General features: G+C 54.9%; 25 protein-coding genes. 14 read left to right on the top strand and 11 right to left on the bottom strand.

What is annotated here, in order from left to right:
* The first annotated feature begins 173 nt into the window (after nt 1–173).
* From HW561_RS14490 to HW561_RS14475, 4 genes are all read left to right on the top strand, one after another.
* Entirely contained in the window at nt 174–635 is a 462-nt protein-coding gene (locus HW561_RS14490) for an ester cyclase (protein ID WP_176865986.1), read from the top strand.
* Nucleotides 636–755: 120 nt separating this feature from the next.
* A complete protein-coding gene (locus HW561_RS14485) occupies nt 756–1,541 on the top strand; it encodes an SDR family NAD(P)-dependent oxidoreductase (RefSeq protein WP_176865984.1) in 786 nt (261 codons plus the stop codon).
* Between the two features lie 14 nt (nt 1,542–1,555).
* On the top strand, nt 1,556–2,461 hold the full coding sequence (locus HW561_RS14480; RefSeq protein ID WP_176865982.1) for an ADP-ribosylglycohydrolase family protein: 906 nt from the start codon (nt 1,556–1,558) through the stop codon (nt 2,459–2,461).
* Between the two features lie 176 nt (nt 2,462–2,637).
* Complete coding sequence (locus HW561_RS14475) at nt 2,638–3,345, top strand: IS6 family transposase (protein ID WP_176865980.1); 708 nt, start codon at nt 2,638–2,640, stop codon at nt 3,343–3,345.
* Between the two features lie 9 nt (nt 3,346–3,354).
* Here the strand turns inward: HW561_RS14475 and HW561_RS23970 are convergent, their stop codons facing one another.
* The gene (locus HW561_RS23970; RefSeq protein ID WP_408015390.1) at nt 3,355–3,660 is read right to left on the bottom strand and encodes a hypothetical protein; all 306 of its coding nucleotides are present in this window, start codon (nt 3,658–3,660) and stop codon (nt 3,355–3,357) included.
* The gene (locus HW561_RS14465; RefSeq protein ID WP_176865978.1) at nt 3,647–4,204 is read right to left on the bottom strand and encodes a MarR family winged helix-turn-helix transcriptional regulator; all 558 of its coding nucleotides are present in this window, start codon (nt 4,202–4,204) and stop codon (nt 3,647–3,649) included. The genes HW561_RS23970 and HW561_RS14465 overlap by 14 nt, the downstream gene beginning before the upstream one ends.
* Nucleotides 4,205–4,294: 90 nt before the next feature.
* On the opposite strand from HW561_RS14465, the gene HW561_RS14460 reads away from it, so the two are divergent.
* On the top strand, nt 4,295–5,047 hold the full coding sequence (locus HW561_RS14460; RefSeq protein ID WP_176865976.1) for a hypothetical protein: 753 nt from the start codon (nt 4,295–4,297) through the stop codon (nt 5,045–5,047).
* Between the two features lie 106 nt (nt 5,048–5,153).
* Here HW561_RS14460 and HW561_RS14455 read toward each other — a convergent pair whose 3' ends face one another.
* Nucleotides 5,154–5,483: an ArsR/SmtB family transcription factor gene (locus tag HW561_RS14455; protein ID WP_176865974.1), complete on the bottom strand. Its 330-nt coding sequence runs from the start codon at nt 5,481–5,483 to the stop codon at nt 5,154–5,156.
* 101 nt (nt 5,484–5,584) lie between these two features.
* On the opposite strand from HW561_RS14455, the gene HW561_RS14450 reads away from it, so the two are divergent.
* The 6 genes from HW561_RS14450 to HW561_RS24315 all read left to right on the top strand — a co-directional run bounded on the left by HW561_RS14450 (nt 5,585) and on the right by HW561_RS24315 (nt 10,530).
* Entirely contained in the window at nt 5,585–6,286 is a 702-nt protein-coding gene (locus HW561_RS14450; protein WP_176865972.1) for a glutathione S-transferase family protein, read from the top strand.
* Nucleotides 6,287–6,349: 63 nt separating this feature from the next.
* Nucleotides 6,350–7,594: a MalY/PatB family protein gene (locus HW561_RS14445; RefSeq protein WP_211198652.1), complete on the top strand. Its 1,245-nt coding sequence runs from the start codon at nt 6,350–6,352 to the stop codon at nt 7,592–7,594.
* A gap of 108 nt (nt 7,595–7,702) precedes the next feature.
* Nucleotides 7,703–8,959, top strand: coding sequence for a sulfite dehydrogenase (gene soxC / locus HW561_RS14440; RefSeq protein ID WP_176865968.1), 1,257 nt, complete (start codon nt 7,703–7,705; stop codon nt 8,957–8,959).
* Nucleotides 8,949–9,494 carry a c-type cytochrome gene (locus tag HW561_RS14435; RefSeq protein ID WP_176865966.1) on the top strand — a complete coding sequence of 182 codons (546 nt, stop codon included), beginning with the start codon at nt 8,949–8,951 and terminating at the stop codon, nt 9,492–9,494. Before soxC (HW561_RS14440) ends, HW561_RS14435 begins: the two co-directional genes overlap by 11 nt.
* A 74-nt stretch (nt 9,495–9,568) precedes the next feature.
* Nucleotides 9,569–10,312 carry an SDR family oxidoreductase gene (locus tag HW561_RS14430; RefSeq protein WP_176865964.1) on the top strand — a complete coding sequence of 248 codons (744 nt, stop codon included), beginning with the start codon at nt 9,569–9,571 and terminating at the stop codon, nt 10,310–10,312.
* A 62-nt stretch (nt 10,313–10,374) separates the two neighbouring features.
* Nucleotides 10,375–10,530 (top strand): DUF3088 family protein, encoded by a 156-nt coding sequence (locus HW561_RS24315; RefSeq protein ID WP_176865962.1) that lies wholly within the window; start codon nt 10,375–10,377, stop codon nt 10,528–10,530.
* A gap of 11 nt (nt 10,531–10,541) precedes the next feature.
* On the opposite strand, the gene HW561_RS14420 is transcribed toward HW561_RS24315, so the two are convergent.
* Entirely contained in the window at nt 10,542–11,252 is a 711-nt protein-coding gene (locus HW561_RS14420; RefSeq protein WP_176865959.1) for an IS6 family transposase, read from the bottom strand.
* A gap of 74 nt (nt 11,253–11,326) precedes the next feature.
* Between HW561_RS14420 and HW561_RS24310 the strand changes: the two genes are divergently transcribed.
* Together HW561_RS24310 and HW561_RS14410 are read left to right on the top strand one after the other, a co-directional pair.
* Nucleotides 11,327–11,515 carry an agmatine deiminase family protein gene (locus HW561_RS24310; protein WP_176865957.1) on the top strand — a complete coding sequence of 63 codons (189 nt, stop codon included), beginning with the start codon at nt 11,327–11,329 and terminating at the stop codon, nt 11,513–11,515.
* Nucleotides 11,516–11,926: 411 nt separating this feature from the next.
* Complete coding sequence (locus tag HW561_RS14410; protein WP_176865955.1) at nt 11,927–12,472, top strand: cysteine hydrolase family protein; 546 nt, start codon at nt 11,927–11,929, stop codon at nt 12,470–12,472.
* Between the two features lie 85 nt (nt 12,473–12,557).
* Here HW561_RS14410 and HW561_RS14405 read toward each other — a convergent pair whose 3' ends face one another.
* From HW561_RS14405 to HW561_RS14390, 4 genes are all read right to left on the bottom strand, one after another.
* Entirely contained in the window at nt 12,558–13,247 is a 690-nt protein-coding gene (locus HW561_RS14405) for a c-type cytochrome (protein WP_176865953.1), read from the bottom strand.
* A complete protein-coding gene (gene soxC, locus HW561_RS14400; protein ID WP_176865951.1) occupies nt 13,234–14,565 on the bottom strand; it encodes a sulfite dehydrogenase in 1,332 nt (443 codons plus the stop codon). The genes HW561_RS14405 and soxC (HW561_RS14400) overlap by 14 nt, the downstream gene beginning before the upstream one ends.
* A 38-nt stretch (nt 14,566–14,603) precedes the next feature.
* Nucleotides 14,604–15,866 carry a cytochrome c gene (locus tag HW561_RS14395; RefSeq protein ID WP_176865948.1) on the bottom strand — a complete coding sequence of 421 codons (1,263 nt, stop codon included), beginning with the start codon at nt 15,864–15,866 and terminating at the stop codon, nt 14,604–14,606.
* A 1,143-nt stretch (nt 15,867–17,009) separates the two neighbouring features.
* Complete coding sequence (locus HW561_RS14390) at nt 17,010–18,134, bottom strand: Coenzyme F420 hydrogenase/dehydrogenase, beta subunit C-terminal domain (protein ID WP_176865946.1); 1,125 nt, start codon at nt 18,132–18,134, stop codon at nt 17,010–17,012.
* Nucleotides 18,135–18,428: 294 nt separating this feature from the next.
* Here HW561_RS14390 and gcvA point away from each other — a divergent pair, with 294 nt between their 5' ends.
* Complete coding sequence (gcvA, locus tag HW561_RS14385; protein WP_176865943.1) at nt 18,429–19,340, top strand: transcriptional regulator GcvA; 912 nt, start codon at nt 18,429–18,431, stop codon at nt 19,338–19,340.
* An 83-nt stretch (nt 19,341–19,423) separates the two neighbouring features.
* Here the strand turns inward: gcvA and acuI are convergent, their stop codons facing one another.
* From acuI to HW561_RS14370, 3 genes are all read right to left on the bottom strand, one after another.
* Nucleotides 19,424–20,413 (bottom strand): acryloyl-CoA reductase, encoded by a 990-nt coding sequence (gene acuI / locus HW561_RS14380; RefSeq protein ID WP_176865942.1) that lies wholly within the window; start codon nt 20,411–20,413, stop codon nt 19,424–19,426.
* An 81-nt stretch (nt 20,414–20,494) separates the two neighbouring features.
* Nucleotides 20,495–21,319 carry an enoyl-CoA hydratase/isomerase family protein gene (locus tag HW561_RS14375; protein WP_176865940.1) on the bottom strand — a complete coding sequence of 275 codons (825 nt, stop codon included), beginning with the start codon at nt 21,317–21,319 and terminating at the stop codon, nt 20,495–20,497.
* Nucleotides 21,312–23,429 carry an acetate--CoA ligase family protein gene (locus HW561_RS14370; RefSeq protein WP_176865938.1) on the bottom strand — a complete coding sequence of 706 codons (2,118 nt, stop codon included), beginning with the start codon at nt 23,427–23,429 and terminating at the stop codon, nt 21,312–21,314. Before HW561_RS14370 ends, HW561_RS14375 begins: the two co-directional genes overlap by 8 nt.
* Nucleotides 23,430–23,606 lie beyond the last annotated feature (177 nt).

Genomic DNA, 23,606 nt, shown 5'->3' with positions numbered 1-23,606 from the left:
CTCAGCATGCTGGAACCAGGTTGGTTGAGCGGCGTTGACGTTTTTCATAGGCGCAACTCTTTCAGTCCCGTGCCTGAATTCTCTTCAGCCAAGACATGAGGTTTCATCGGGTGACACAAGCAACGGTGAGTAGTCACACTTCCCGGGAACAGAATTACCGACCGGAGAGATACATGACCGATCAAGAGCGCAACAAGGCCACGGTGGCCGACATTTATGCCACCTGCTGGAACAAAAACGATATGAAACGCGTCGACGAAATCTTCAACGAAGACCTAAGCCACGGCCTTCTATTGGATGGCTGGCCTTCTGGTCGTGATGGTTTCAAGAAGCTTGTCAGCTTCTGGCGCGAGGCCTTCCCCGACATCCACGAAGACGCCATCGATCTGGTGGCCGACGGCAACACCGTAATGTCCCGCTTCCGCTTGCGTGGCACCCACAATGGTGATTTCTACGGCATCCCCGGCACGGGTCGCAAGGTCGACATCTATGGCGCTGAATGGTTCAAGTTCGACGAAAATGGTAAGGTCACCGACTACCTCTATCACGAGGATACGCTAGGTCTCTTCTTTCAGCTCGGGGTCATGCCCCTGCCTCATCTGGCCATCGCAGGTGTCGACGGCACTGAGAAGTGAACCCTCGCAACCGCTTATTTTCAAACCATAAAGAGGTCAGGTACGCAGTGCCTGACCTTTCGACGATTCAGTGATCCCAACCCGGGCTCCGCCCCGGATATATGCTTCAGGAGACCCAATATGAATCTGATTCCCGGCCTCGATTTCACCGGTCAAATGGTGATGGTCACCGGTGCAAGCCGTGGCATCGGCCATAGCGTAGCTCGTAACTTTGCGCTTCATGGTGCCGATCTGAACATTCTGTCTCAAGGCGAGGAAATCCATCAGGTCGCACGCGACCTGGCGCACGAAACCGGTCGCTCAGTTACTGGATGGACCTGCGACATCACTGATGGCACCCGGGTGAACGAGGTGTTTTCGCAGATCCCCTCATTGGATGTGTTCGTCGCCAATGCGGGGTTGGAGGATGTCACCCCAATCAGCGACCAGAGTGATGAGGCTGAGGCCCGTTTTCGCCGCGTCATCGACATCAATGTCAACGGCACCTATCTGACCACCCGTGCGGCCGTACCACTGATGGGTCACAGCGGCCGGATCATCATCACCGCATCGATCTGGGGCACCACAGCTGAGCCGGATCTTAGCGCTTATATTTCTTCAAAACACGCTAATATCGGCTTTATGCGCGTGATGGCGAAAGAACTGGGTCCGCTTGGTATTCGCGTCAATGCAGTCTGTCCCGGCTGGGTCCTGACCGGTCCTGCCCTGAATACGCTGCGTGAAATGGCGCAGGACAGGGGCGTGTCCGAAGAGGTCATCGAAGATGAAATCAGTGCCAGTCAATCACTACCAGGCGTCCAACTGGCCGATGACGTTTCCTTGACCTACCTTTACTTAGCCTCCCCCTTGGCAGCAAACATCACCGGACAGAAACTGAATGCGGATCGCGGTGCGGTCCAGGGTTAAAGGCGGGCAATAAGATGAACACAAAGCGTAATTTGGTCATTGGCGCCTTAGTTGGAGATGCGGCGTCGCTGGGGTTGCACTGGCTCTATGATCAGCCACGCATCGCTCAGCTGGCTGGCGACACGCCCGAATTTTGCGGCACAACGGCCAAGGATTTCGAAGGCGTCCCAGCCTATTTCGCGCACCCGCTGAAACGCCCCGGCGACCTGACCCAGTATGGGGAACAGTTGATGGTGCTGCTGCGGGCGCTGGCGGCGTCTGGTGGCACCTATGACCAAACGGTGTATAACGCCGAATTTGCCGCGCATTTCGGGTATGGCGGGACCTATTCCGGCTATATCGACCACGCGACCCGTGAAACGCTCGACAATCTCGCTAAGGGTGACGCTGACGCGCCGCAGGGGGCCAATGACGTGCAATTGCCCGCCATTGCCAAACTGCCTGCACTGGTGGCTGCCGGTCAGGAGCGCCACGCCGCGGACGCGGTGCGCACCACCAACGCGACCGAGATCGCCGATCTTTACGGAGCGGTCGCGACCGCCATGTTGATCGCCGCGCGCGACGGGGAATCCAAAGCCCAGATCGCCGAAGCTGCAGTGGGCGCAGCTGATCCGCAGATCCTGCCCCGGCTGGACCTAGCCCGCGCCGCCACGGATCGCACCAACGCGGAGATCACCAGTGAACTGGGTCTGGCCTGCGAGCTGGAAAATGGCGTTCCCAGCGTATTGCACAACCTTCTGACTGCCGGATCCTACAAGGACGCCGTCCGTGCCAATATCATGTCCGGCGGCGACAGCAGTGGCCGGGCCATGCTGCTGGGTGCAGTGTCAGGCGTCTTACATGGCGTGCCCGACGATTGGGCGGCTCGCCTGAATAGTTACGCCAGCGTAAAGGAGTTGCTGGATCGGCTGAAGCTATGATCCCAAGACTCCTCAGTTCCCTCTCTCGCTCGCGAGCGCGTTCAATTGGGCGTATTGTTCATGCGAGTGAATTGCGTTGTCTCAACCTCTGATACCCGACTGTTGATAACCTCCAAACGGCTTCAACGGCACCGTAAAGTTAATGCGGCTGCCCGCGTAAAGTGCGACATGACGGCATGACTAACACCCACCTCTATCGCCGCCACCGTTTCCCGCCTGACGTGATTGCTTATGCCGTCTGGCTGTATTTCCGGTTTCCCCTGAGCCTGCGAATGGTCGAGGATCTTCTAGCCGACCGCGGCATCATCGTTTCGCACCAGACGGTGAGGTCCTGGGCCGAAAAATTCGGACGGGAATTCGCGAAAACGATCCGACGCCGGTCGACAGGTAAGCTCGGCGACAAGTGGCACCTGGATGAAGTTGTCGTCTCGATCAGGGGATGCAAGCATTGGGTTTGGCGGGCTGTCGATCAGGAGGGGTTCGTACTAGATGTTCTGGTTCAAGCTCGGCGTGACCGGAAGGCCGCCCTGCGCCTGATGCGCAAGTTGTTGAAACGACAGGGCCATCCGCCGAGGGTTTTGATCACTGACAAACTTCGCTCATACCCGGCGGCAAAGCGCGAGATCATGCCGGGGGTCGAGCATCGTTCGCACAAGGGCTTGAATAACCGGGCTGAGAACTCTCACCAAAGGATCCGAAGGCGCGAGCGCGTTATGAAACGCTTCAAATCGCCTCGGCATTTGCAACGCTTCATCTCCATTCACGACCCGATTGCAAACCTGTTTCACCTGCCCCGCCACGAGATGACATCCTCAGAATTTCGCGAGCTCCGCACCGCCGCTATGGATGCGTGGCGTAAGATCGCTCGACTCCAACCAGCGTGAATAGCGCAATCAGGCCCAGTTTCGGGCTCGGTCAGTTAACTTTACAGTGCCCGCAGGGATTGTATTTAGGACCATATGCCCCTCTGCCTGCCAAGCCGTGTAATGATCAGAGGCATAGTGATGAATGGCCTTTTCTGCGCCACCATGCACCGTCAGGTCTGCCTGTTCATCGCCGGAAAACCCGCTGAATGATACATCCTGTGGTCCGCTGACCCGGTCCTTCTGAATGGACGATGGCGGTTTTCCTTCCCACCGATCTTTGGCGACACCGAGGAACAGGCCATCTACGAGTGCGCTCAGATTAGGATGCGACAACTGCCACCTCTTTATGTTCGACACAGATCTTGTTGTTTTCGCCTTTTGACAGCGAGACCGAGAGAAGCTTGCAAAACCCGTTTACCTCTTGAGGGTCATAGTGCTCACACGTCTTGCACAAGCCAAAGGACTGACCGCCGTTGGCCTTGAGCGCCAGTTGCAGGCCGCGCCTCAGTGTCTTTTCCAATTCGGCCTGTTCATCCGGGTTGAGCGCTTCGAACGCGGCGGAGATGGGGTTTGAAGCGGCGATCAACGCGCTCCCTGCATCAGTTGGCGTATACGAGATTGACCGTTTGTCAGACTTCGAAGTCTCTTCAGATACATAACCCTTGCGTGCCAGCACCTTGAGAGTCTGAGACATCGTTCCTCGTGTTGTACCGAAGTACTCAGCGACATGAGACGGTGCCCGAGAGTACATGTTGGCCTGAACCAAATACTCCAAAGCACCCCGTTGTGCAGGGTTCAGATCACCCTCCCAACTGTGAGCGGCGTCAAGTCTGGCGATCCTGTTGATAAGCGCGCGAATGCGGTGACTCATATCCATGGCTAATTCATAGCGAGTCGCTACTAGTCTTGCAATCGCTTTCGGTAAGTAGTATCGACTCGCTATATTTTCGAATCTAGGAGAAACGTCATGAGACTGTCCCTGCCCAAAATCGCTACCGCGGTCGTACTGTCCGCAAGTGGAGGCTTTGCCGATGGAGATCACGCGGCAGACATGCACGATGCCGTCACCTCACCCGCCGATAACACCAAGGTGGCTGACTTTGACATATTGGCGGCCCACGCCCATCGAAACGGCAACGTTGTCACCTTCCACATGACAACAAATGGCATCGCCGGAGCTTCTAAGCCCGCCTCAACCGGATCTGTCGGCGGGTCGGATGTCTGGTCCTACGTCTGGCCAACCTCACTGGATCCTTCAGCAGTCGGTTTTGAAGGTGGGACGGGCATTCTGGCCATGGCTGCGACCAGCCATCCTGACTTCGATGACACGCCGCTTTTCGACGAAAATGGCGATGGAGACCCCGCCAATGACGGTCTCGAATGGCACAGTCATTGGGTTGTTCTTACGCCAACCGAAGAATGTGGCCCGGGCGCTCTGGCCGTGCGTGACATACCCGATGGAACCAACCCGAAACTACCCGCGACCTGGCCCGGGTTTCCGATCTTCCTCGACAGCCCGGGCTTTACTCCGCTGTTCGACGGTCCGGAAATCAAGGTGAACGCCGGTTTTGCCAACGATGTTGAGCTTTCAGATGTCGCCTATGACGGCGTCACGTCGGCCTTGCGAGTAAACGTCAATGTCCATGCACCCCTGCTTTGTGTAACGGATGTATTCGACATCGCTTCAGGGAACCTGAGCTTGCCCGGCAAAGTGAAATAGACAGGTCACGTTGCTACGAACTTCGCACAAAAGCTAAGGCTGCCGGAGATCAACCTTCGAGCTACGGCAGCTCATTTTTTTGGTGCTGCCTGTCAGACGATGAATGTCAGCACTCAAAATTTGGCAGGCCGCAATGTTCCCGAATGTCAGGGTGATTGCTGCAACAATCATTAAGAATGAACGAAAGAAGCCCACCCAACCCGAGAAAGCTCACCCGATAGATGATTTTCCGGGATTGCCGCTCCGAGGTGATCAGACCAGCGCGTTCCAATGCAGACAGATGAAAGGATGCTTTCGAAGATATTGCATCCATGGCTTCTGCGATCTCGCCAGCAGAAGCGCCGTCATCACCCCGCCCGATCAGATACCGAATGATGCGCAGACGCATCTCCTGAGACAGCGCACCAAGCATGGCAATCGCGTCTTTCTCATCCATATTTCAACCTCTCTTGAAATGTTGAATTAATACTCATATAACACCGTCGACTCATCTCAAACAACCCCGGCAGCCCTCTGCCTGAACAATTCGGATATGCCATGAAGATCGTCAGTTTCAACATTTGCCCTTTCGTCCAGCGCGTCGCCGCATTGCTCGAAGCCAAAGGCCTGGCCTACGAAATCGAATTCATCAGCTTGCAGAACAAGCCCCAGTGGTTTCTCGACATCTCTCCCAACGGTCAGGTGCCGCTGCTCGTAACTGATGGTGGTCAGGCCCTGTTTGAAAGCGATGCCATTGTTGAATACCTCGAAGAGGCATACGCGCCCCTGCAAACTGGTTTGTCGCCGGAAGAAAAGGCGACGAACCGTGCTTGGAGCTATCTGGCAACCAAACACTACCTCGTTCAATGTGGCGCTCAGCGCAGCAAGGATGAAGCAGCACTTTCAGAACGTGCTGAAAAACTGGATGTCGCCTTTGACCGGATCGAAAAGCAACTGGGTAATACCCCGTTTTTTAACGGCGATGAGATTGGCATGGTCGACGTTGCATGGCTGGTCTTGCTGCACCGGGCTGAAATTATCGAAAAGTACACCGGATATGATTTCATTGGCGAACGCCCGAAGCTGAAGTCTTGGCAGACGCATCTGATGCAGACAGGCCTTGCGGAAGAGTCCGTTCCGGTGGCGTTTGAAGGCGCATTTGTAGACTTTTATCTGTCGGACCAAACGTTTCTTGGCAGGTGCAAGGAAAATGGCGGGTGCCAGCCGGATGCACCTGAGTTGGCGGACGCGTGCTGCTGACGGATGCTCCATTCCGCCACCCCGAACTCTGACCCTGATACCTCTTTCCAAAGGAATGACCCCGTGAGCCCGTTTGACACTGCCCCTGCAAAAACCGGTGATACTTTCGTCCGGCATGATCCCAACTTCCTGAATATGGTGTTCGGCACCGATGAGGTGACGCCGTTGTGGGTTGCTGATATGGATTTTGCAATCGCCAACCCAATCCAAGAAGAGCTTTTGCGTCTGGCCAACCGCGGCCAATTTTCCTACGAGTTCAACTCAAAAGGCGTATTTGCGGCGATTTCGACCTGGTTCAAACGCCGCCACGACCTCTCGTTGGACCCGGAAAAGTTTGAACAAGTTCCCGGAGTGCTCACGGCCATTGCGATGCTGATCCGCGAGTTGACCGAGCCGGGTGACAGCGTGCTGATGCAGGTTCCGGCGTATCATCAGTTCGGCAAGGTGATCAGCACAGCCAGTCGAAACATCGTCAAAAGCGCGCTGCGCAATGTCGATGGATCATATGAGATGGATTACGTCGATCTCGAAGAGAAGCTAAGCGCACCGGACGTCAAAGCCATGATCCTGTGTAACCCGCACAACCCGGTTGGCCGCGTGTGGCGCAGAGACGAGTTGGAGAAGCTGGTCGAAATCGCCAATCGCCACAACGTGACGATCATCAGCGATGAGATCCATTCCGATATCATCTACACCGGCCATCGCTTCACCAGCCTTATGGCCGTGGATCAGAAGAAACACGTGTCGGTCATCGGTTCGCCCGCAAAGACTTTTGGCCTGCACAGCATCTCAAACGGATACGTCTATACCGGGAACGAAGAGCTTCTGGATCGTTTCAAGAAGACTGCGGATTCTATGTACCTAACGCACGGGAATGCGTTCACAACCTTTGCGACCATCGCAGCCTATGAGAAAGGCGAAGCCTGGGTAGATGCCTTGCTCACTTATCTGGAAGGCACGGTGGCATGGATTGATCGGTTCCTGAAAGGAGAGTTGCCTTCTATCAGGATGTCTCCCGTCGAAGGCACCTATCAGGTTTGGCTCGATTGTTCCGCTACCGGGTTAGCCGGCGATGAACTGAAGGCCACGCTTAGCGAGTCCGGATTTGGTGCCACACCGGGCACCTGGTTTGATCAGGACGCCACTCAGTTCATTCGAGTGAACATTGCAGCACCCAGAGGGGATATCGAAAAAGCGTTTGAGCAGTTCAAAACTGTGCTGGATCGAATCGCCGAAGATCGCGCCAAAGGCATTGTACCGGTGGATCAAAAGACATGCTCCAGAGCCTCAACCAATTCCTGTTGCTGATCCAATCCGTACGAGGCTGGTTGTGGTCTTTACATCAAGCCACACAAGTAAGGCCAAATCAGTCTCGATCCAACAATTGAATTGCCGCCCATCCAAGAGGATTATCAGATGTTAAAAACGACTGGTTTCGTGGGAAGACGTGACTTCCTGAAGGCAGGTGCAACATTTCTGACCGCCAGTTCGGCGGCCCTGCCAGCCACACTTACCGCAAAAGGGGCCTCCGCTGCGCCGAAAATCCCCGATAACATGCTGTATCCGGGTGTTGAGGATGAAGCTTACGGTAGCCCGTCCCCTCATGAAGCTGGCAATGTACGAAAGATCTTTCCACAGAACGAAAAATCGACGCTGACCGCATCTTTCACACCTTTGCACACTCAAAAGGGCATCATCACGCCATCAGGATTACACTTTGGCGCGCATCACTCAGGCGTTCCCGAAATCGACCCGGAAATGCATGAGTTGTTCATTCATGGAATGACCGACCGTCCTTTGAAGTTCACAGCAAGTGATCTCATGCGATATCCTCTGTCAGGCGGCATAAATTTCCTGGAATGTGGAGGAAATAGCGCACCGCAGGGATATTACCCTGAGGCTCAGCCAATGCCTCTGCAATATCTTCACGGGTTGGTGTCCGGGTCCGAATGGATTGGTGTTCCGGTTAAGCTGCTTCTGCAAGAGGCAGGCCTAAATCCCAAGGCCAAATGGGTCATTGCCGAAGGTGCTGACGCCGGTTTCCTTGCGAGGAGTATCCCTCTGCAAAAGCTGCTGGATGATGCGATTATTGCGCTTTATCAAAATGGCGAACGGCTGAGGCCAGCGCAGGGATATCCCATGCGCCTGTTCCTTCCGGGCTGGGAGGGCAATACAAGCATCAAGTGGCTCAGACGCCTCGAAGTGACTGATCGTCCAGCCTATACCCGCGAAGAAAGCCGCCACTACTCCGAAACTCTGGCTGACGGCTCAATTGAAGGCTTCAGCATGTATATGGGTGTTAAGTCAGTGATCACCCACCCATCCGCCGGACAGGTCTTGCCCGACAAAGGGTACTATCAGGTGAACGGGTTGGCGTGGTCAGGGTTTGGAAAAATCTCCAGAGTCGAAGTGTCTGATGACGGGGGCAAGAACTGGGTGCCTGCCGAACTCGAAGGACCCGTGCTGAACAAGTCTTTGACGCGCTTTACCTTGCCCTGGCGTTGGGATGGCAGCCCAGTGCGCCTTCAAAGTCGCGCCTTCGACGAATGGGATAACGTTCAGCCAACTCATGAGGCCTGGAAGAGCAGGTATTTTGAGGGAAGCCGCAATCACTACAACGCAATCCAGACCTGGTACATCGATGCACAGGGAACAGTCTCAAATGTCTTCTAACAAACACGCAACATTCGTGATCGCACTTGGCATTCTAGCAGCAAATGTGGCCTCTGCTGAGGATACGCCAGCACTAGGTCAAACCATCCAACCCGAAGAACTGGCCGGTCTCAGCACAACGGTTTACCCGGATGGTGAAGGACTACCGCTGGGCGGCGGAACAGTCGAGCAGGGCAAGGTCGTTTACGAGGACCAGTGCTCGATCTGCCATGGTGAAAACGGGGAAGGCGATATGAGCATGTATATCCCGATCCTTGCAGGCAGCGGCAAACCCGATCACGGCTTTCATTGGTCGACAGGCTATTCCTGGCCCTATGCTACAAGCATTTTTGAGTATGTCCGCACCGCAATGCCCCCCTTCAATCCCAAGGAGCTGAGCACTGAAGAGGTCTACGCTGTCACCGCATATATTCTCTACATGAACGGTTTCCTGCCAGAAGACGGGGAAGTGAGCCAGAGCACGCTTCCGGAGATCAAGATGCCTGCGCAGGACTACATCAGCAGCAAATGGGAGAAAGAGGAAAGCCAGTACTGATCCTGGCATCAAAATGACGGATCACCGTCGCCTCAGACACGTCTAACTACTCAACCAATTTGGGAGGCACCTTCATGCTTGAAGGGAAAACAGCTCTTGTGACCGGCGGCTCCAGCGGCATTGGCTTTGCATCAGCCAAAATGCTGAATGACAATGGTGCACGCGTCGCAATCACCGGAACAAATATGGACAAGCTGAAGCTTGCTCGCGACAAGCTCGGTGATGACGCCTTTGCGATCCAGGCAGACATCAGCAAACTGGATGATCTGAACCGAACGCGATCTGAGTTGCAGCACGCGTTTGGCAAGCTGGATATTCTCTTTGCCAACGCTGGCGTCGCCTTCAACACGCCGCTCGGGAAGACCGATGAAACGATGTACTATCGGATGATGGATGTGAACGTGAAAGGCACGTTCTTCTCGGTCCAGTCCGTGCTCCCGCTGATGCCGAAAGGGGCTTCCATCATCCTGAATACGTCATGGCTCAACCAGATCGGAACTCCAAAGAAAGCGCTGCTATCAGCCTCAAAAGCTGCTGTACGTTCTTTTGCCCGCGTCATGTCAGCTGAGCTTGTGGATCGAGGCATTCGTGTGAACTGCGTTAGTCCAGGCACTATCGAAACGCCGATCCATCGTGGACCGGATGAAACCGATAAACATTTCCATGCCTATGTAGAGCGCGTCGGACAGCAAGTGCCGGTGGGTCACATGGGCAAACCAGAAGACATCGCTTCGGCCGTACTGTTTCTGGCAAGCGATGCATCCAGTTACATGTTGGGCACCGAGTTGGTCATCGATGGCGGTCGTGCTGAACTCTGAAACTCTACCAGACAGCTCAGGCATCAGAAAATCTGCGCAAACAATCTTGAATTGACGGGACCATGACAAGCACCATCCTCTATCTTCTGAGATCCGACTTTGTCGACACCCAGGCGGGTAACACAGCGTTCTATTGTCCCCAATGCCTTCCGGTCGAAGGGCTTCTTGCTGTCTTCCCGGTATTGCCAAGTTGTTGGCTACAGATTGTGAGGGATTGACGAAAGGTAGATCATGCCGCCATTTCGGCTGTGTAATCGGCCCAGAGGCTGAATGCATCTGAGCGGGCGTGGCGGTATGAAGTTGCTGTGAGTCGGTAGCGACGGGGGCGAAAGATCAGGTTGATCTGGTCATGCGCGGATAGAAACCTCTGAGCTTGGCGGTGGGATTTGAACCGACCCATTATTTTCTCTCGTTTTCGGGTCGGCCGGTGCGACACCTCGATCGCGTTGTTTAAGCCTTTGTGGGCGCGGTGGTCTGCGTCCGGGGCCAGCGTCTTGATCGGTTTGATGTAGCTGCGCAACTTGTCCGTGATGACGACCCTGGGTTCGCCAAACCGGGTTACCAATCTTTGGAAAAACCGCCTTGCCGCTTTGGCATTCCGGCGCGTTTGTACAAGAATATCAAGAACGTCTCCCCTCGCGTCGATCGCGCGCCACAGCCAGTGCTTCTTGCCACGGATCGTGATCACGACTTCGTCCATATGCCACTTGTCGTTCGGTCGCGGTCGATCCCGGCGGATGCAATCTGAAAAGTGGCAACCAAAACGATTGACCCACAGCCGGACCGTTTCCCGGCTGACAATAACGCCCCGCGCAGCCAACAGGGCTTCAACATCAGCCGTGCTCAGGGCTAACCGGTGGTACGCCCAGACCGCGTAAGCAATGACCTCACGAGGATAACGGAAGCCCTTTAGGCGCGCCATATCTGTTGGAATATTCATCAGAGGGCGATAGCCAAATCAAACGCGACAAACAACTTGGCAATGCCCCACTGACCAGTGCCAAAGTCGTTCATATGAACTTTTACATCTGCAACGGTGCTGTTGTGGTCCCTGTATCGGGCAAATCATCCGAAGATGACGGCCCGCTCAGCATCATTCAGGACGCGTTCCCAAAGCATAAAGTGCTTGGCGCGTCAGGTCGCATAATCGCCAGCGGAGGAGGAGGCGTACATTGCATAACCCAACAGGTGCCCGCCATCTGAACAGCGGCAAAAACTGGCAATAAAGAGTCTCTTTGCACCGATAGATGTGGGACGGCGGAGCCGTATCAATAGGCATCCGTGGGTGGTGGCCCTGAGTCAGCACAGATAATGTCGTCGACACCTGCTACGTGCACGCTGCTCCGCCTCCGAAGTCGATAATATCCAATTTTCTGGATGCTATGTTGATCTTGAATGATTCCGCGTCGGGATTTTAGTCCAACCGGACAATACCAAGTCGCACATCTTGGTCAGATTCCTGGCTAAACTCAACGCGCGTGAGATAAGGGTCCCGTCTCACAAAGCGCAGTTCAACATTTGCGACAGAACCCGCTCCACTATCATCCGTTCATGTTTCACCCTAACCTCGCATCCAAAACTCTACAAAAGTCCAAACATTTACTGAGAGTAACCATGACCGCACTTATTGCACTTGACTACATCAACGACATGGTGACCGAGACCGGAAAGGCCGCGATCGCCTATCCCGAAGTTGCGCGCCGAGGCGTCATCAAAAAACTCAACGCAAGTACGGCAATTGCTCGGGACAAAGGTTGGCAAGTCTATTTCGTCAATATTGCGATTGATGAACACTGCCTTCCCGCAGAGAGCCAACTAAGCACCATGCTGGGTGAAGCCGGGGCTTGCCAGTTTGGCTCGCCGGGTGTTGAGCTTGCTTCCGATGTCGCCCGTCTGAAAGACGACATTCTGCTTCGTCGCTATCGTCTTTCGGCTTTTCAGTCGGCACTCCCCAGTTACCTGAGGCCTGGTGAAACGCTGTACGTTTGTGGCGTTTCAACGAGCTTATGTGTGTCGTCGACGGTCAGAGAAGCGTTTGAACGCAACTATCCTGTGAAGATCATTGAGGATGCTTGTGCCGCCGAGTCACAGTCTGTCCATGAGGCAGAGGTTGGGGTTCTGAGTATGTTGGCCGAGCTCGTCACTTCGGACAGTTTGTGAGCCTCAACTGCTTGCACGTTCGTTACTTCGGCACCAACGCCATAAGCGTCAATCTCTAAAATTTTGTGTCAAAGCCCTCTGGCAATCATTTTAGTACCATGCAATCCGTTATCGGAACCGGTTTTCCATAGCTCTCGCCGGATCCGATCAAGACACCGGCATCGTCTGGTACAGCACAATTCGACATGCAACGAGGTGCGAACACATCTGGACGGGCATCGCAAATGAAACCATCGACATTAGGCATTGTCACCTGCATCAGGCTGTCGCGATCCAGGGTTGCTCCTGCGGGTAGGATGTCGTTCAGCACCAGGATATGCGCAGTAATGGCATAGACCTCGTTGTCGCTTAGCGAATGGGCTGTTGCGAAGGGCATGGCACGGCGGACATAATCAAAGAAAGTTGTGGGATACGGCCAATAGCTACCCACAGTTTTCGCGGGCCATTCTTCAGTGTCGGTTAAGGGTGGTGTCGAACCGACAAGGGTGGGAAATGCACCGCGATCCAGTAGGACCTTTAGCCCAACGCCTTTTTCTCCATGGCAGGCTGAGCATTTGTCTCTAAATAGTTGACGACCCTCTTCAGCGTTGCCCATCCCATCGGAAAGCCCGGTTCCATCGGGGAAAACGTTAAGAGACCAAACCGCCAGATCTGCCTCGGTGATAGTTCGGCCAAGACACAAGGGACGATCATTGCAGTCGGGGGTTTGGGCAACAGCCAACCCCGGGGCCATCAGTGATAGAATGGCCCAGAAAATCAGGTTACCCCTGCGCATTATACACCTCGCCATTGCTTTCGACCCGCCATGTCTGGATGCCGTTATTGTGGTACTCTGAGAATTTTCCGCGCGCTTCGACGATCTGTTGAACGAAAGGCTGAGTATAGCCGGTTTCGTCAGTGGCACGGCTCATAATAAGCGTCTCGCTCCCGTCCCATCTCCAGGGCATGGTGAATTCGGTCAGGCACTTCGACATCACCGGCTCGGTCAGTTGTGCTTGGGTCCAGTTGCGGCCGCCATCGAGCGACACATCCACATGCGAAATTCTCCCGCGTCCAGACCAGGCGATGCCCCGAACTTGGTAGAACCCTTTTTCAGGCAGGGACTGACCACCCGACGGGAAGGTGATGATCGATTTGGCCTCCATCACAAGCGAGGATATCCACGCCTTGCCGGACTTTTGCAGATCGGTGTAAAGGCCGGTTTCAAAGGTCGCAAACAGGGGCTGGTCGGTCACCTCTATCCGCTGCACCCATTTGATGTTCAGATTACCTTCGCAACCCGGCACGAGCAGCCGGACCGGATACCCCTGTTCGGGGCGCAGCATTTCGCCATTTTGTGCAAAGGCAAGGATGCAATCGTCCAGCGCCCGTGCCATTGGCAAACTACGGGCCAATGCTCCGGAATCTGCGCCTTCGACGATCAGCCACTTGGCCCTTACTGTATCGGCCCCTGCTTCACGCAACAGGTCGGACAGCCGCACGCCGGTCCATTCTGCGCAACTGAGGAGGCCGTGAATGTCCTGCGCGGTCAAATATGGTGACGTTTCTTGCCCGCCATACGTTGCCTTGCCCCAGATCAGATCGCTGTTGCCAGAACATTCAAGAAACCTGAACGTGGTGACTGTGGGAAAGCGGCGCAGATCCTCCATGCTTAGTTCAAGGTTGCGGTCGACCAGCCCGTGAATGACCACTTTGTGGTTTGCGGGATCCATGTCTGCATAACCACCGTGGGATCGTTCATAGAATAGCCCGTTGGGGGTGATGATCCCGCGCAGATCCTGTAACGGCGTCCCGGTCCAGGAGGATTCATTCATTGGCGGCACATAGCCCTTCGGTGAATATTCAGTTGGGGTCGGGCGACGGATCACTGTCTTTTCGAATGATGACGGGTGGCCGTAGGGATTCGTGCCGACCGGATCGCCCAGTTCGGTCGCCCATGGGCGATCCAAGGGACCGGCCGCTGCGCCTTCGGCGCCAAGCCCGGCAACCAAAGTGGCCGCAGTGCCAGTGGCCACACCGACACCACCCGTCAACAAGCAGCGTCGTGTCACCTTGATATTGCTTTTTGCCTGCTTGTCTTGATCATCACTCATGTCAAAATCCACTTTTCCCGGGTCTCGGCCGGCGGCACCTATTTCAGTATTGCCTCGATATCGGCCTCGGTAAACTTTGGCAGGTTGGGTGTTTCAGCCGCGAAGGTGTGACGTAGGTAATTGGCTAATTGCGCGATCTGCGTCGAGGTCAGACGGTCCTTGAAGGCTGGCATCGGACTGGAATTGGGGACGGATCTGGGGTCAGGAAATCCGTTAACGATTGCATAGAGCATATTGCGGCCGCCGACCTGTGCGAGCGTGGAATTCCCTGCCAGAGGTGGCGCGCCATCTTTCACTCCCTTGCCGCGCGGGCCGTGGCACATCGAACAATTGTTCAAAAACAGTGTCCGTCCCTCTGGATACGGGTCTGCCGTATCGCCTTCTGCGGCGACCAGAGTGACGTTGCCATCTGCCCCTGGCGTTGATGGCAGATCCAGAAGATAGGTGGCAATGGCGAGCCGGTCTTCATCGGTCAACTGCGACAACGAATTCTTCACCACCAGGTACATTTCCTTGAATGCGGTACCTTTAGGACCCGTGCCAGTTTTGAAGAATTCGGTCAGATATTCAGCATTCCATCCGCGTTGTTTCAGTGCGTGGGACCGAATATCGGGCGCTTCATAGTCTGCAAGCGGTGCCCCGGCCAGCGCCCGGTCATGCTCAGCGGCGCCAAAGATGTTATGTGGCGTGTGACAGGCACCGCAATGGCCCAGTCCTTCGACCAGATAGGCACCGCGGTTCCAAACCACATCTCGGGACATATTTGGCTCGTATGGCCCTCGCTCCGCAAAGAGTACATTCCAGAAAAGCACGAGCTGTCGAATATTGAAGGGAAAACTCAATTCGTTTCTTGGAACGCTTTTGTCGACTGGCGTCAGGGTCATCAGAAACGCGAATATCGCATCGGAATCTGAGCGTGTTACCAAGTGGTATGACGGATACGGCATTGCAGGATAGAGGGGCCGAAAAGTTTCATAAGAGCCATAAGCGAGAACTTGGTAGAACTCAGCCGAGGTCATGCTTTTGATACCCTTTTCAGAAGGGGTGATATTCGCCGCATATATTCCACCAAACGGGGTATCAAGCTTGAGCCCGCCCGCAAACGCGGCTCCGTCCTTGGTCGTGTGGCAAGACGTGCAGTCCCCGGCCGCGGTCAGATATTTTCCCCGAGCGATGGTTTCGGCATCGGTCGAGATCGGGCGATGCTCAACACTGGGTACGGCCCACAGCCAGAAGAAAAAAATGATCAGTATAACTGCGCAGACGGCAGCTTGGATCATCACTTTGAAGAGGCGCGCCATAGTGGTTTCCCGACCAATCGGTTTAATTCCGAAGATACTTAGACAATGCTAAAGCATTACCACATCAACACATATCTGTCTTGGGGGTGTTGCCACGGTAACCGGCGCTCGGTGCTCACGTTTGGATTTGAACGTGTCCGGGGCCTATATTTCGGGTCATATTTGATGTGAGTTAATGGACCGGTGGGTGCATGTTAATCGCCTGATGTAGGCGGGCGAGATTGTATTGTCTCAGATGAACGATCTTGAAAGAAAGCTGCTCTCTATCGAGCAACAAAACCGTCGCAAAAGAAAGGTATCGGGCAACGAGGCGATACCCGGACGAGTCTGGCGTCAGCGGTGAAGTTGACATTCGACGGGAAAGTTTGCACGAGCAACAAAGTGACGGCACAGCGTCTGTTGACCGCATAGGGGCTGTCCATGTCGAGCGGCCCGAAGACTTAGGTTTCAAGGACCTCCGAAATCGCGAGCGCATCTTCCAATTCGACTCCCAGATATCTCACTGTGCTATCCATCTTGGTATGCCAAAGCAGTAGCAGAAGCGTCATTTTGGCAGGCTGTATTCCTTGAGAGGGATAATGACTTGCCTAGACCCATTTGACCCGCGAACAGTAGGGTGCTCAATTGTTGACCTGGCCGCGAGGTTTGAGGAATTCCGTCAGATGTAGGGCACCCAAAAGGTGGATATGTTGAACAAATTTGAGCATCTTAAAACGCCGCCAACCGGGCTTTTTCGGTTTATTGCGTTGGACGTTGAAACAGCGGGCAAATCTATCGGTAGCATCTGCCAGATCGGGCTTTGTTTTGTCAGTGACGCGGGTACTTTGCAAACCTACTCTGTCCTGATCGACCCCGAGGGACCGTTTGAGGCATTTAATACTGAGCTCCACGGGATTTCCGCCGAAACCCGGGCATCAAAAAGCAGTCAGTGGAGCCCATTAAGCTCATAGACTCCACCATCAATCGACTTAGACCGGATTCGTCACGCTTGTGTTCCACACCAACCAACTTAAGAAAGTGCCGTCATGCCCTAGAGAAAAGACCCAATGTCCACGTTCTGAAGAGCGAATGCAGCCATTGAGCAGTGCGCGCGGGGAGATCTCGCACACCAGGTTATACTCAATAAAGATTGTTCTTGAGGGATTAGTCCAGCGGTTCAAGGTTGTCTCCGCGGCGGACACGCTTCCAGGTTCCATACATACTTTTGAAATTTTCTAACAGACCACCTCTCAACAGAGCTTTCCACCACCTAAAACCACGGAAGCTTGTGATTGGCTGACCAGCGAGCCACACACCCAGATGCCGTCCAGGAAACTGCAGTTTCCTTGGCAGGTGACTCGCGTGCATGGCATCCATTTCCTGCATATCGAAAGGAGCCGTTTCCATCTCACCGGATGCGATAACTTCATTGAGGAGCTTTTCTCCGGTCTCAGTCCGCGCAATCAGAAGATTTACCCCTGGGGCTTCATCGTATATTGGCACCCCATCTTTCAGAACCCATGCGTCCGGACTGGAAATATCAGCTTGTTCTCCGATCGCGTCGGCGCAGATCTTGCACCGGAACTGAACGTCGTACGTCCATGGCAGATCTTCTTTGTCGAAGGAGTCTTCGTAGCCGAGATCAAAGATCTCGCCCTGCTTGCTCTCCACCCGCAGTGGCCCGGGCCATCCGTTGCCGCGGAACCGGAAGACCGCGACATTTTCAGGTTCGACACCATGATACCGGGCGATTTTCGGAGGGGTTAGCGCACTTGCATAACCACCGCAGAACAGTGTCAGACAATAAGGGATTTGCTCTTTCGCGCGCGGGTCGGATTTTTGGAGATTGCGAATGGCAGCTATGTCGCAAGGCTTGGCAATAACGGCGAACCGCTTTCCCTCGTCCAGCAGTTTATGGACATTTACCAGAGGTGCGGCTGGACCATAGCGCGACTGGGACCCTTCGATGACTTCTTCGCGCGTGGTGCTGACATGTGCATCGCTCAACATCGGATTACCTTTCGACGTACGCACGTGAACGATGGCATCGACTTTTCCGGTCTCAAGGAGGTGAATGCCAAACTGCGTCAATGTCCCTCCTGCTGCCGCGCGAAAACGGACCGCTGGATCAGATGACCAGCCACGCTTCATGTCTCGGATGGGTCCCCAGACCGGGTGGTTTTTGCCGTTAGGACCAGCAACTTTTGGATCAGGCGCAGTGACATGCAAACCAGGGCAAACCGCATGAATTGCCTTTAGTTGCTCATCTGAAACTTTCTCTTTTACCACTGGCCGGATCCGCCCGGCGGAGGTGATTTTCATCTCCAAAGCGTTCTCTGCAATACTTGCGCAAAGACCGCAGCCAGTGCACAGACCCTTTTTGACAATGGTCTCAATGCTGGGTGAAATTGCATCTGTTGCCATGTGACCCTCGAGAATCTTCAGGTTGAACGCATGAGAATGTCTCATTTTGCCTCAACACAAGCTTACGACTTCCCCTTCAATTTAAGGAACACCAGAAAGTTTACAATTGAGATTTGGCTTGGTAGGTATGAGCTATTCTCATGATAAGACGTAAATGAAATGCAGCTCCCCCCTCTAAACTCCCTTCGCGCCTTTGAATCTGCGGCAAGATTGCTCAGCTTCAGCAATGCGGGGGAAGAGCTGTCAGTCACTCAGACGGCCATCAGTCATCAGATCAAACAGCTGGAGCAATGGTTTGATGTAAAACTGTTTACCCGGGAAGGACGCGGCATAGCGCTGACAAAGGAAGGTTATGAACTTCTGGCGGACATTCGGCCCGCATTTGACCGGATCCGCAACGCAGCTGAGAAGTTTTCTGCCCGAGCCTCCAGAAGATCCGTTTCTGTCAGTGTAACACCGACATTCGGCGCCCGCTGGCTGTCTTCACGGCTCGGAAACTTCATGCTGCAACACCCGGAAGTTGATCTGAACATCCAGCACACTGTCCGCCCGGCAAATTTGGACACCCTGAACGTGGACATTTCCGTCCGGCGCGGCCTCGGGGACTGGCCGGATGTGGAATGCAAACGCCTCATGTCCGCCGATCTGATCCCCTTCTTCAGCCCTGTTCTGCCAATCCAATCCATCAAGGACCTGGAGCACGCGACCCTGCTTCACTACCTGGACTATCAAGAGTGGACGGACTGGTTTTCCTGCCAAGGCATCCAATTGAATGCGGAACAGGAGCATGGCCCTTGCCTTGACAGCGAACACGCACTGGTCGAAGCGGCGATCAGCGGTGCCGGGGTCATCATGGGCCACCGGTCCCTGCTGCTGTCAGAACTTGAAAAGGGGCAGCTTGTGGCACCGTTTGAAGGCAGCCTCGATCCTCGATTGGGTTTCTATGTCGTCTGCCTCAAGAGCTCCCTGAAAAAGAAAGATGTCAGGGCCTTCAGAGATTTCCTGTTCGAAGAGCGCTCAAAACAAAAGCGCATTGAGCCGCACGGCAAAAGCGGCCCAACGCGTACATAGCTCGCAAGATACACCCAAATGCGACTAGCAGGTCTCGCGTGAAGCTCTATGCCACCTATCTCAGCATCTGAGCAAACTGCCAATCAAGCGTTCACATCGACAACAACCCGCCCTTTGACATGTCCCTTCAGGATGTTGGAGCCAAGCAGCGGCAAATCCGACAAAGTTGCCGGCTGAATCATGGCCTCCAACTTCTCTAACGGAAGGTCCCTTTGCAGACGCTCCCAGGCCCGGAGGCGATTACCGTAAGGCTGCATAACGCTGTCGATACCCAGCAGATTCACGCCACGCAGCAGGAAGGGAATGACCGTAGCCGGCAGCTGTGCACCCCCCGCAAGACCGACGGCAGCAACAGAACCACCGTATTTCATCTGACCCAGGACGCGGGCGAGCATGTCTCCGCCAACCGCATCAATACAGCCCGCCCAGGTTTCCTTCTCCAGCGGCCGCTTGACAGTCTCAGCAAGCTCCTCGCGCGGCACAATTGTCTGCGCCCCAAGGGATTGCAGGTATCCTGCAGTCTCGGGACGCCCCGTCACGCCAGCAACCTCATATCCCCGCTTGGCAAGGATCGCGGTGGCAACTGATCCCACGCCACCCGCAGCTCCGGTTACCAGCACCGGGCCATCCCCTGGTTTCAGGCCGTGATCCTCCAGCGCGAGAACGGCAAGCATTGCCGTGAACCCTGCCGTACCAACTGCCATCGCCTGGCGATTGGACATGCCTTCCTGAAGCGGGACCAACCAGTCTCCGTTCACGCGCGCTTTTTGGGAATAACCGCCCCAATGCGCTTCACCGACCCGCCATCCGGTCAGCACAACTTTATCTCCCGGCGCATATCGGGTATCTTCCGAGGTCTCGACCGTTCCGGCCAAATCAATGCCAGGCACATGCGGATAATTGCGAACCAACCCGCCGCCGGGGCCAAGGCACAGCCCATCTTTATAGTTCAGCGTCGAATACTCGACGTTGACGAGTACATTGCCGTCCGGCAAGGCATCCTCAGAAACTTTTTGCAGCTTCGCGTGAGTTTTACCTTCGTCATCTTTTTCAACGATCAGTGCATTGAACACAGTTGCCCCTCCCAGGAGAATTGGATTTTTCGGTCGCGGACTTTGACGGGCACACCTGATAGTATGCCCGCCGCGCCGCTCTCATTGATCAAAGCGCGAATTTCTCCATGCCAGAGCAGCCTTAAGCCCTTCCTGGACGGAAATTTCACGGAACTTACGCCGGTCCGGCGTATCCAGAGATGCGATCTCCACATCAATGTCCAAGGCAACCTGCATAGCGTCGCGCATGCCCATAATCTCGTAGCTGCGGTTCATCGCCATTTTTGTCATGCGCATCGCATCTTCATCAATGACGGCTAGCTTTTGCGCCATCGCCATCGCTGAATCCAGGACCTGACCATCCGGAACCACACGGTTGATAAGCCCCATAGACAGGGCATCCGCAGCCGAGATCCGATCGTCACCCAGAAAGTAGATTTCCTTGGCCTGTTTCGGTCCCGTCAACCACGGCATCAGCATGCAACCGATACCGACGCCAAACCGCAATTCAGGCTCGCCAAACCGGGTGTTTTCACCGGCGATCGTCAGATCGCAGGACAGGCCCAGTTCCATACCGCCGGCCAGGCAATGGCCAAAGACTGCGGAAATGGTGGGTTTGGAGCAATTCCAAAAGCCCATAAGCATGGCAAAATCCTCCTCCAGGATTTTGCGGTTCTCCTTAACCCCGGGAATATCGGTCGCAGCATCGGCCTCCTGCAGGTCGAACCCAACGCAGAACGAGCGCCCCGCCCCACTCAGCAGAATAGCTTTCACTTCAGGCGCCTCTTCCACCCAAAGCTGAACCTGCCGCAGATCCTTGATCATCTGGTGGTTCATTGCATTCAGCTTTTCCGGTCGGCTCAGCGTAATCAGACAGACGCCGCGTTCCACGGATATGTCCAGCGTCTCGAAGCAGGGCTCAGACATGAGCAGCCTCCTCGACAGAATTACTTGCCTGTACGGCCTTAGGCACAACCAGCGCATCAACCGCGACGCAGCCATCCGAACTGGCAAGAAAAGGGTTCAGGTCCACTTCGGACAGCACATCGCCCAACGCATCCGCCATCGCACCGAGCCGTTCGATCGCGGCAAACAGCCTTTGCCGGTCAACCGGCGGCGCCCCGCGTACTCCGTCCAGCATCGGTGCAATTTTTAGACGGCCAAGGGCCGCCGCAGCGGAGGCCTGATCAATTGGCGGCATCAGGAATTCCCGGTCTTTCAGAACCTCGATCAAAATCCCGCCAGCACCCACCATGACCAGTGGTCCGAACTGCTCATCAACCACAACACCCAGCGCGAGTTCCACATCGCCTTCGACCATCTTCGAGACCAGCGTTCTGCTGCCCAGACGGCTGGTTATATCCGCATGCGCAGCCTTCAGCATGACCTCATCCGCAAGGTTAGGTCGCACCCCGCCAACATCAGACTTGTGCAAAATGCCCTCGACTGCGGTTTTCAGCACAACCGGATAGCCCAGCCGCTCCGCCGCCTGCAGTGTTTCTTCTAAAGTTTCGGTGACAGAATACGGGGCCACTGGAATGCCGAAATCAGCCATCAGCTCGCCACTTGCCGCCTCATCCAGCGGATTTCCCTCCGCAAGTATCCGGCGCCACTTCGACACCGCTCCGGCGTCAGGCCTGAATCGGGACATTTTAGGCGGCTGCGCCTGAAAATCACGATAGGACAGGGCATGTTTTGCCGCCAGAATAGCGTTGCCTGCACCGTCAATGACAGGGATGCCGCTTAGCTGTGCTGGCAAGGCGGAATCCGCCTTGGGTGAACGGCTCCAGTTCAACGCCAGAGCCACCGGTTTGCCTGTTGCATCCACCACGCTCTTTGGAATCCGCATGAACGTATCCCAGACTTCATCCTCGATGATGATATCCGTGAACAGGATGCTGAGAGCCGTATCCGCATCGTTTGCCAATGCTGTCAGCGATTGCGTGAAACTCTCCTCAAACCCATCAAGACCGTTCCACGCATCAACCGGATTAACCGGCGGCAGCCCGTAATCAAGCACTTCCTCCAATCGTTTGGTTGTGTCTTTGCTGATTTGTGAAAATTGCACCCCAGCCTTATCCGCGAGGTCGATTACCATGCCGCGAAGACCACCGGAATCATGCGCCGAGGCGAGCTGTCCAGCCCCCAGATTGGGATATTCCGCCATCAAGGCGAGGGTTGCACTCAGCTCGTCAATGTCCTGCACTCTCTGCACACCATAATGTTCAAACAGTGCGCTATAGGCGGCATCATTGCCCGCCAGTGCGCCAGAGTGGCTTTGAGCGAGCTGCGTGCTCAGTTCGGTTTGCCCAACCTTGAGAGCAACAATCGGGATGTTTCGCTCGTTGGCCTTGGCCAGGGCCCGCCGGAAGCCTGCCGGATCACGCACTGTTTCAAGCAGAAGGCCAACCACGCATGTGCTCTCAAGACTAAGAGCATAGTCAAGATAGTCTGCCGCAGTGGTCACCAGTTCCTGTCCCGGAGACACCACCATGTTGAATTTAAGCCGCGGATCCGCACCTGCCAGCGCCCGGTAAACGATACCGGAGTGGCTGATCAGTGAGATATTGCCGGGACGAAGCTCCTCATAATCAAACCAGGTACCCCGCACACCGGTTTCAAGCTGCACAAACCCCATGCAATTGGCGCCGCACAAGGATATCCCGGCATCTGCCGCCATTTTTTCAAGTCTGTCTTTCAGAACCGGCTCAATATCTTCATCGAGATATCCGCTGGTAAAGATCACCGCCGCCCTTGCGCCATGCTTGATTGCGAACCGCAACTGCTCTTCAATGTGCTTGTCCCCAACGGCGAGAACCGCCAACTCAGCCGACTCAGGAAGCTGATCGTAAGACGGATAACATTTGGCGCCCTGGATCTCTTCATATCTCGGGTTGATCGGATAGATCCCTCCCTCGAAACCGCCAATCAGGGCCTGACATGTGGCACGGTAGCCGAGGGATCCTTCCCGCGCAGAGGCACCGACGATTGCGATTGCATTCGGCTCAAACATTGGCCGCAGGTGGTGATCCGGCATAAGGCTCCCCTTTTCCTGGCTGTTGAAAACGTGTTTGAAGGGTACCCCTGAAGCGCTCATGAGGTCTATAAAAACTCATATGAAAAGTTCTATCATTGACATGAGAATCCTTTTTGAAAGGCGCCAGAATTGGCATTAATTTCAATATTTAAGTTAGTTACGAAAAGTGATCTAAGG

It is taken from the genome of Ruegeria haliotis (assembly GCF_013377785.1).
Classification (GTDB): domain Bacteria; phylum Pseudomonadota; class Alphaproteobacteria; order Rhodobacterales; family Rhodobacteraceae; genus Ruegeria; species Ruegeria haliotis.
The sequence above is the reverse complement of the archived record's forward strand: the minus strand, read 5'-3'. Positions and strand labels throughout refer to the sequence as shown.

What these genes read in the sequence shown, in the direction of transcription:
- HW561_RS14490 (WP_176865986.1), top strand. Translation starts at nt 174, where the DNA reads ATGACCGATCAAGAGCGCAACAAGGCCACGGTGGCCGACATTTATGCC.
- HW561_RS14485 (WP_176865984.1), top strand. Translation starts at nt 756, where the DNA reads ATGAATCTGATTCCCGGCCTCGATTTCACCGGTCAAATGGTGATGGTC.
- HW561_RS14480 (WP_176865982.1), top strand. Translation starts at nt 1,556, where the DNA reads ATGAACACAAAGCGTAATTTGGTCATTGGCGCCTTAGTTGGAGATGCG.
- HW561_RS14475 (WP_176865980.1), top strand. Translation starts at nt 2,638, where the DNA reads ATGACTAACACCCACCTCTATCGCCGCCACCGTTTCCCGCCTGACGTG.
- HW561_RS14465 (WP_176865978.1), bottom strand. Translation starts at nt 4,204, where the DNA reads ATGGATATGAGTCACCGCATTCGCGCGCTTATCAACAGGATCGCCAGA.
- HW561_RS14460 (WP_176865976.1), top strand. Translation starts at nt 4,295, where the DNA reads ATGAGACTGTCCCTGCCCAAAATCGCTACCGCGGTCGTACTGTCCGCA.
- HW561_RS14455 (WP_176865974.1), bottom strand. Translation starts at nt 5,483, where the DNA reads ATGGATGAGAAAGACGCGATTGCCATGCTTGGTGCGCTGTCTCAGGAG.
- HW561_RS14450 (WP_176865972.1), top strand. Translation starts at nt 5,585, where the DNA reads ATGAAGATCGTCAGTTTCAACATTTGCCCTTTCGTCCAGCGCGTCGCC.
- soxC (WP_176865968.1), top strand. Translation starts at nt 7,703, where the DNA reads ATGTTAAAAACGACTGGTTTCGTGGGAAGACGTGACTTCCTGAAGGCA.
- HW561_RS14435 (WP_176865966.1), top strand. Translation starts at nt 8,949, where the DNA reads ATGTCTTCTAACAAACACGCAACATTCGTGATCGCACTTGGCATTCTA.
- HW561_RS14430 (WP_176865964.1), top strand. Translation starts at nt 9,569, where the DNA reads ATGCTTGAAGGGAAAACAGCTCTTGTGACCGGCGGCTCCAGCGGCATT.
- HW561_RS24315 (WP_176865962.1), top strand. Translation starts at nt 10,375, where the DNA reads ATGACAAGCACCATCCTCTATCTTCTGAGATCCGACTTTGTCGACACC.
- HW561_RS14420 (WP_176865959.1), bottom strand. Translation starts at nt 11,252, where the DNA reads ATGAATATTCCAACAGATATGGCGCGCCTAAAGGGCTTCCGTTATCCT.
- HW561_RS24310 (WP_176865957.1), top strand. Translation starts at nt 11,327, where the DNA reads ATGAACTTTTACATCTGCAACGGTGCTGTTGTGGTCCCTGTATCGGGC.
- HW561_RS14410 (WP_176865955.1), top strand. Translation starts at nt 11,927, where the DNA reads ATGACCGCACTTATTGCACTTGACTACATCAACGACATGGTGACCGAG.
- HW561_RS14405 (WP_176865953.1), bottom strand. Translation starts at nt 13,247, where the DNA reads ATGCGCAGGGGTAACCTGATTTTCTGGGCCATTCTATCACTGATGGCC.
- soxC (WP_176865951.1), bottom strand. Translation starts at nt 14,565, where the DNA reads ATGAGTGATGATCAAGACAAGCAGGCAAAAAGCAATATCAAGGTGACA.
- HW561_RS14395 (WP_176865948.1), bottom strand. Translation starts at nt 15,866, where the DNA reads ATGGCGCGCCTCTTCAAAGTGATGATCCAAGCTGCCGTCTGCGCAGTT.
- gcvA (WP_176865943.1), top strand. Translation starts at nt 18,429, where the DNA reads ATGCAGCTCCCCCCTCTAAACTCCCTTCGCGCCTTTGAATCTGCGGCA.
- HW561_RS14375 (WP_176865940.1), bottom strand. Translation starts at nt 21,319, where the DNA reads ATGTCTGAGCCCTGCTTCGAGACGCTGGACATATCCGTGGAACGCGGC.
- HW561_RS14370 (WP_176865938.1), bottom strand. Translation starts at nt 23,429, where the DNA reads ATGCCGGATCACCACCTGCGGCCAATGTTTGAGCCGAATGCAATCGCA.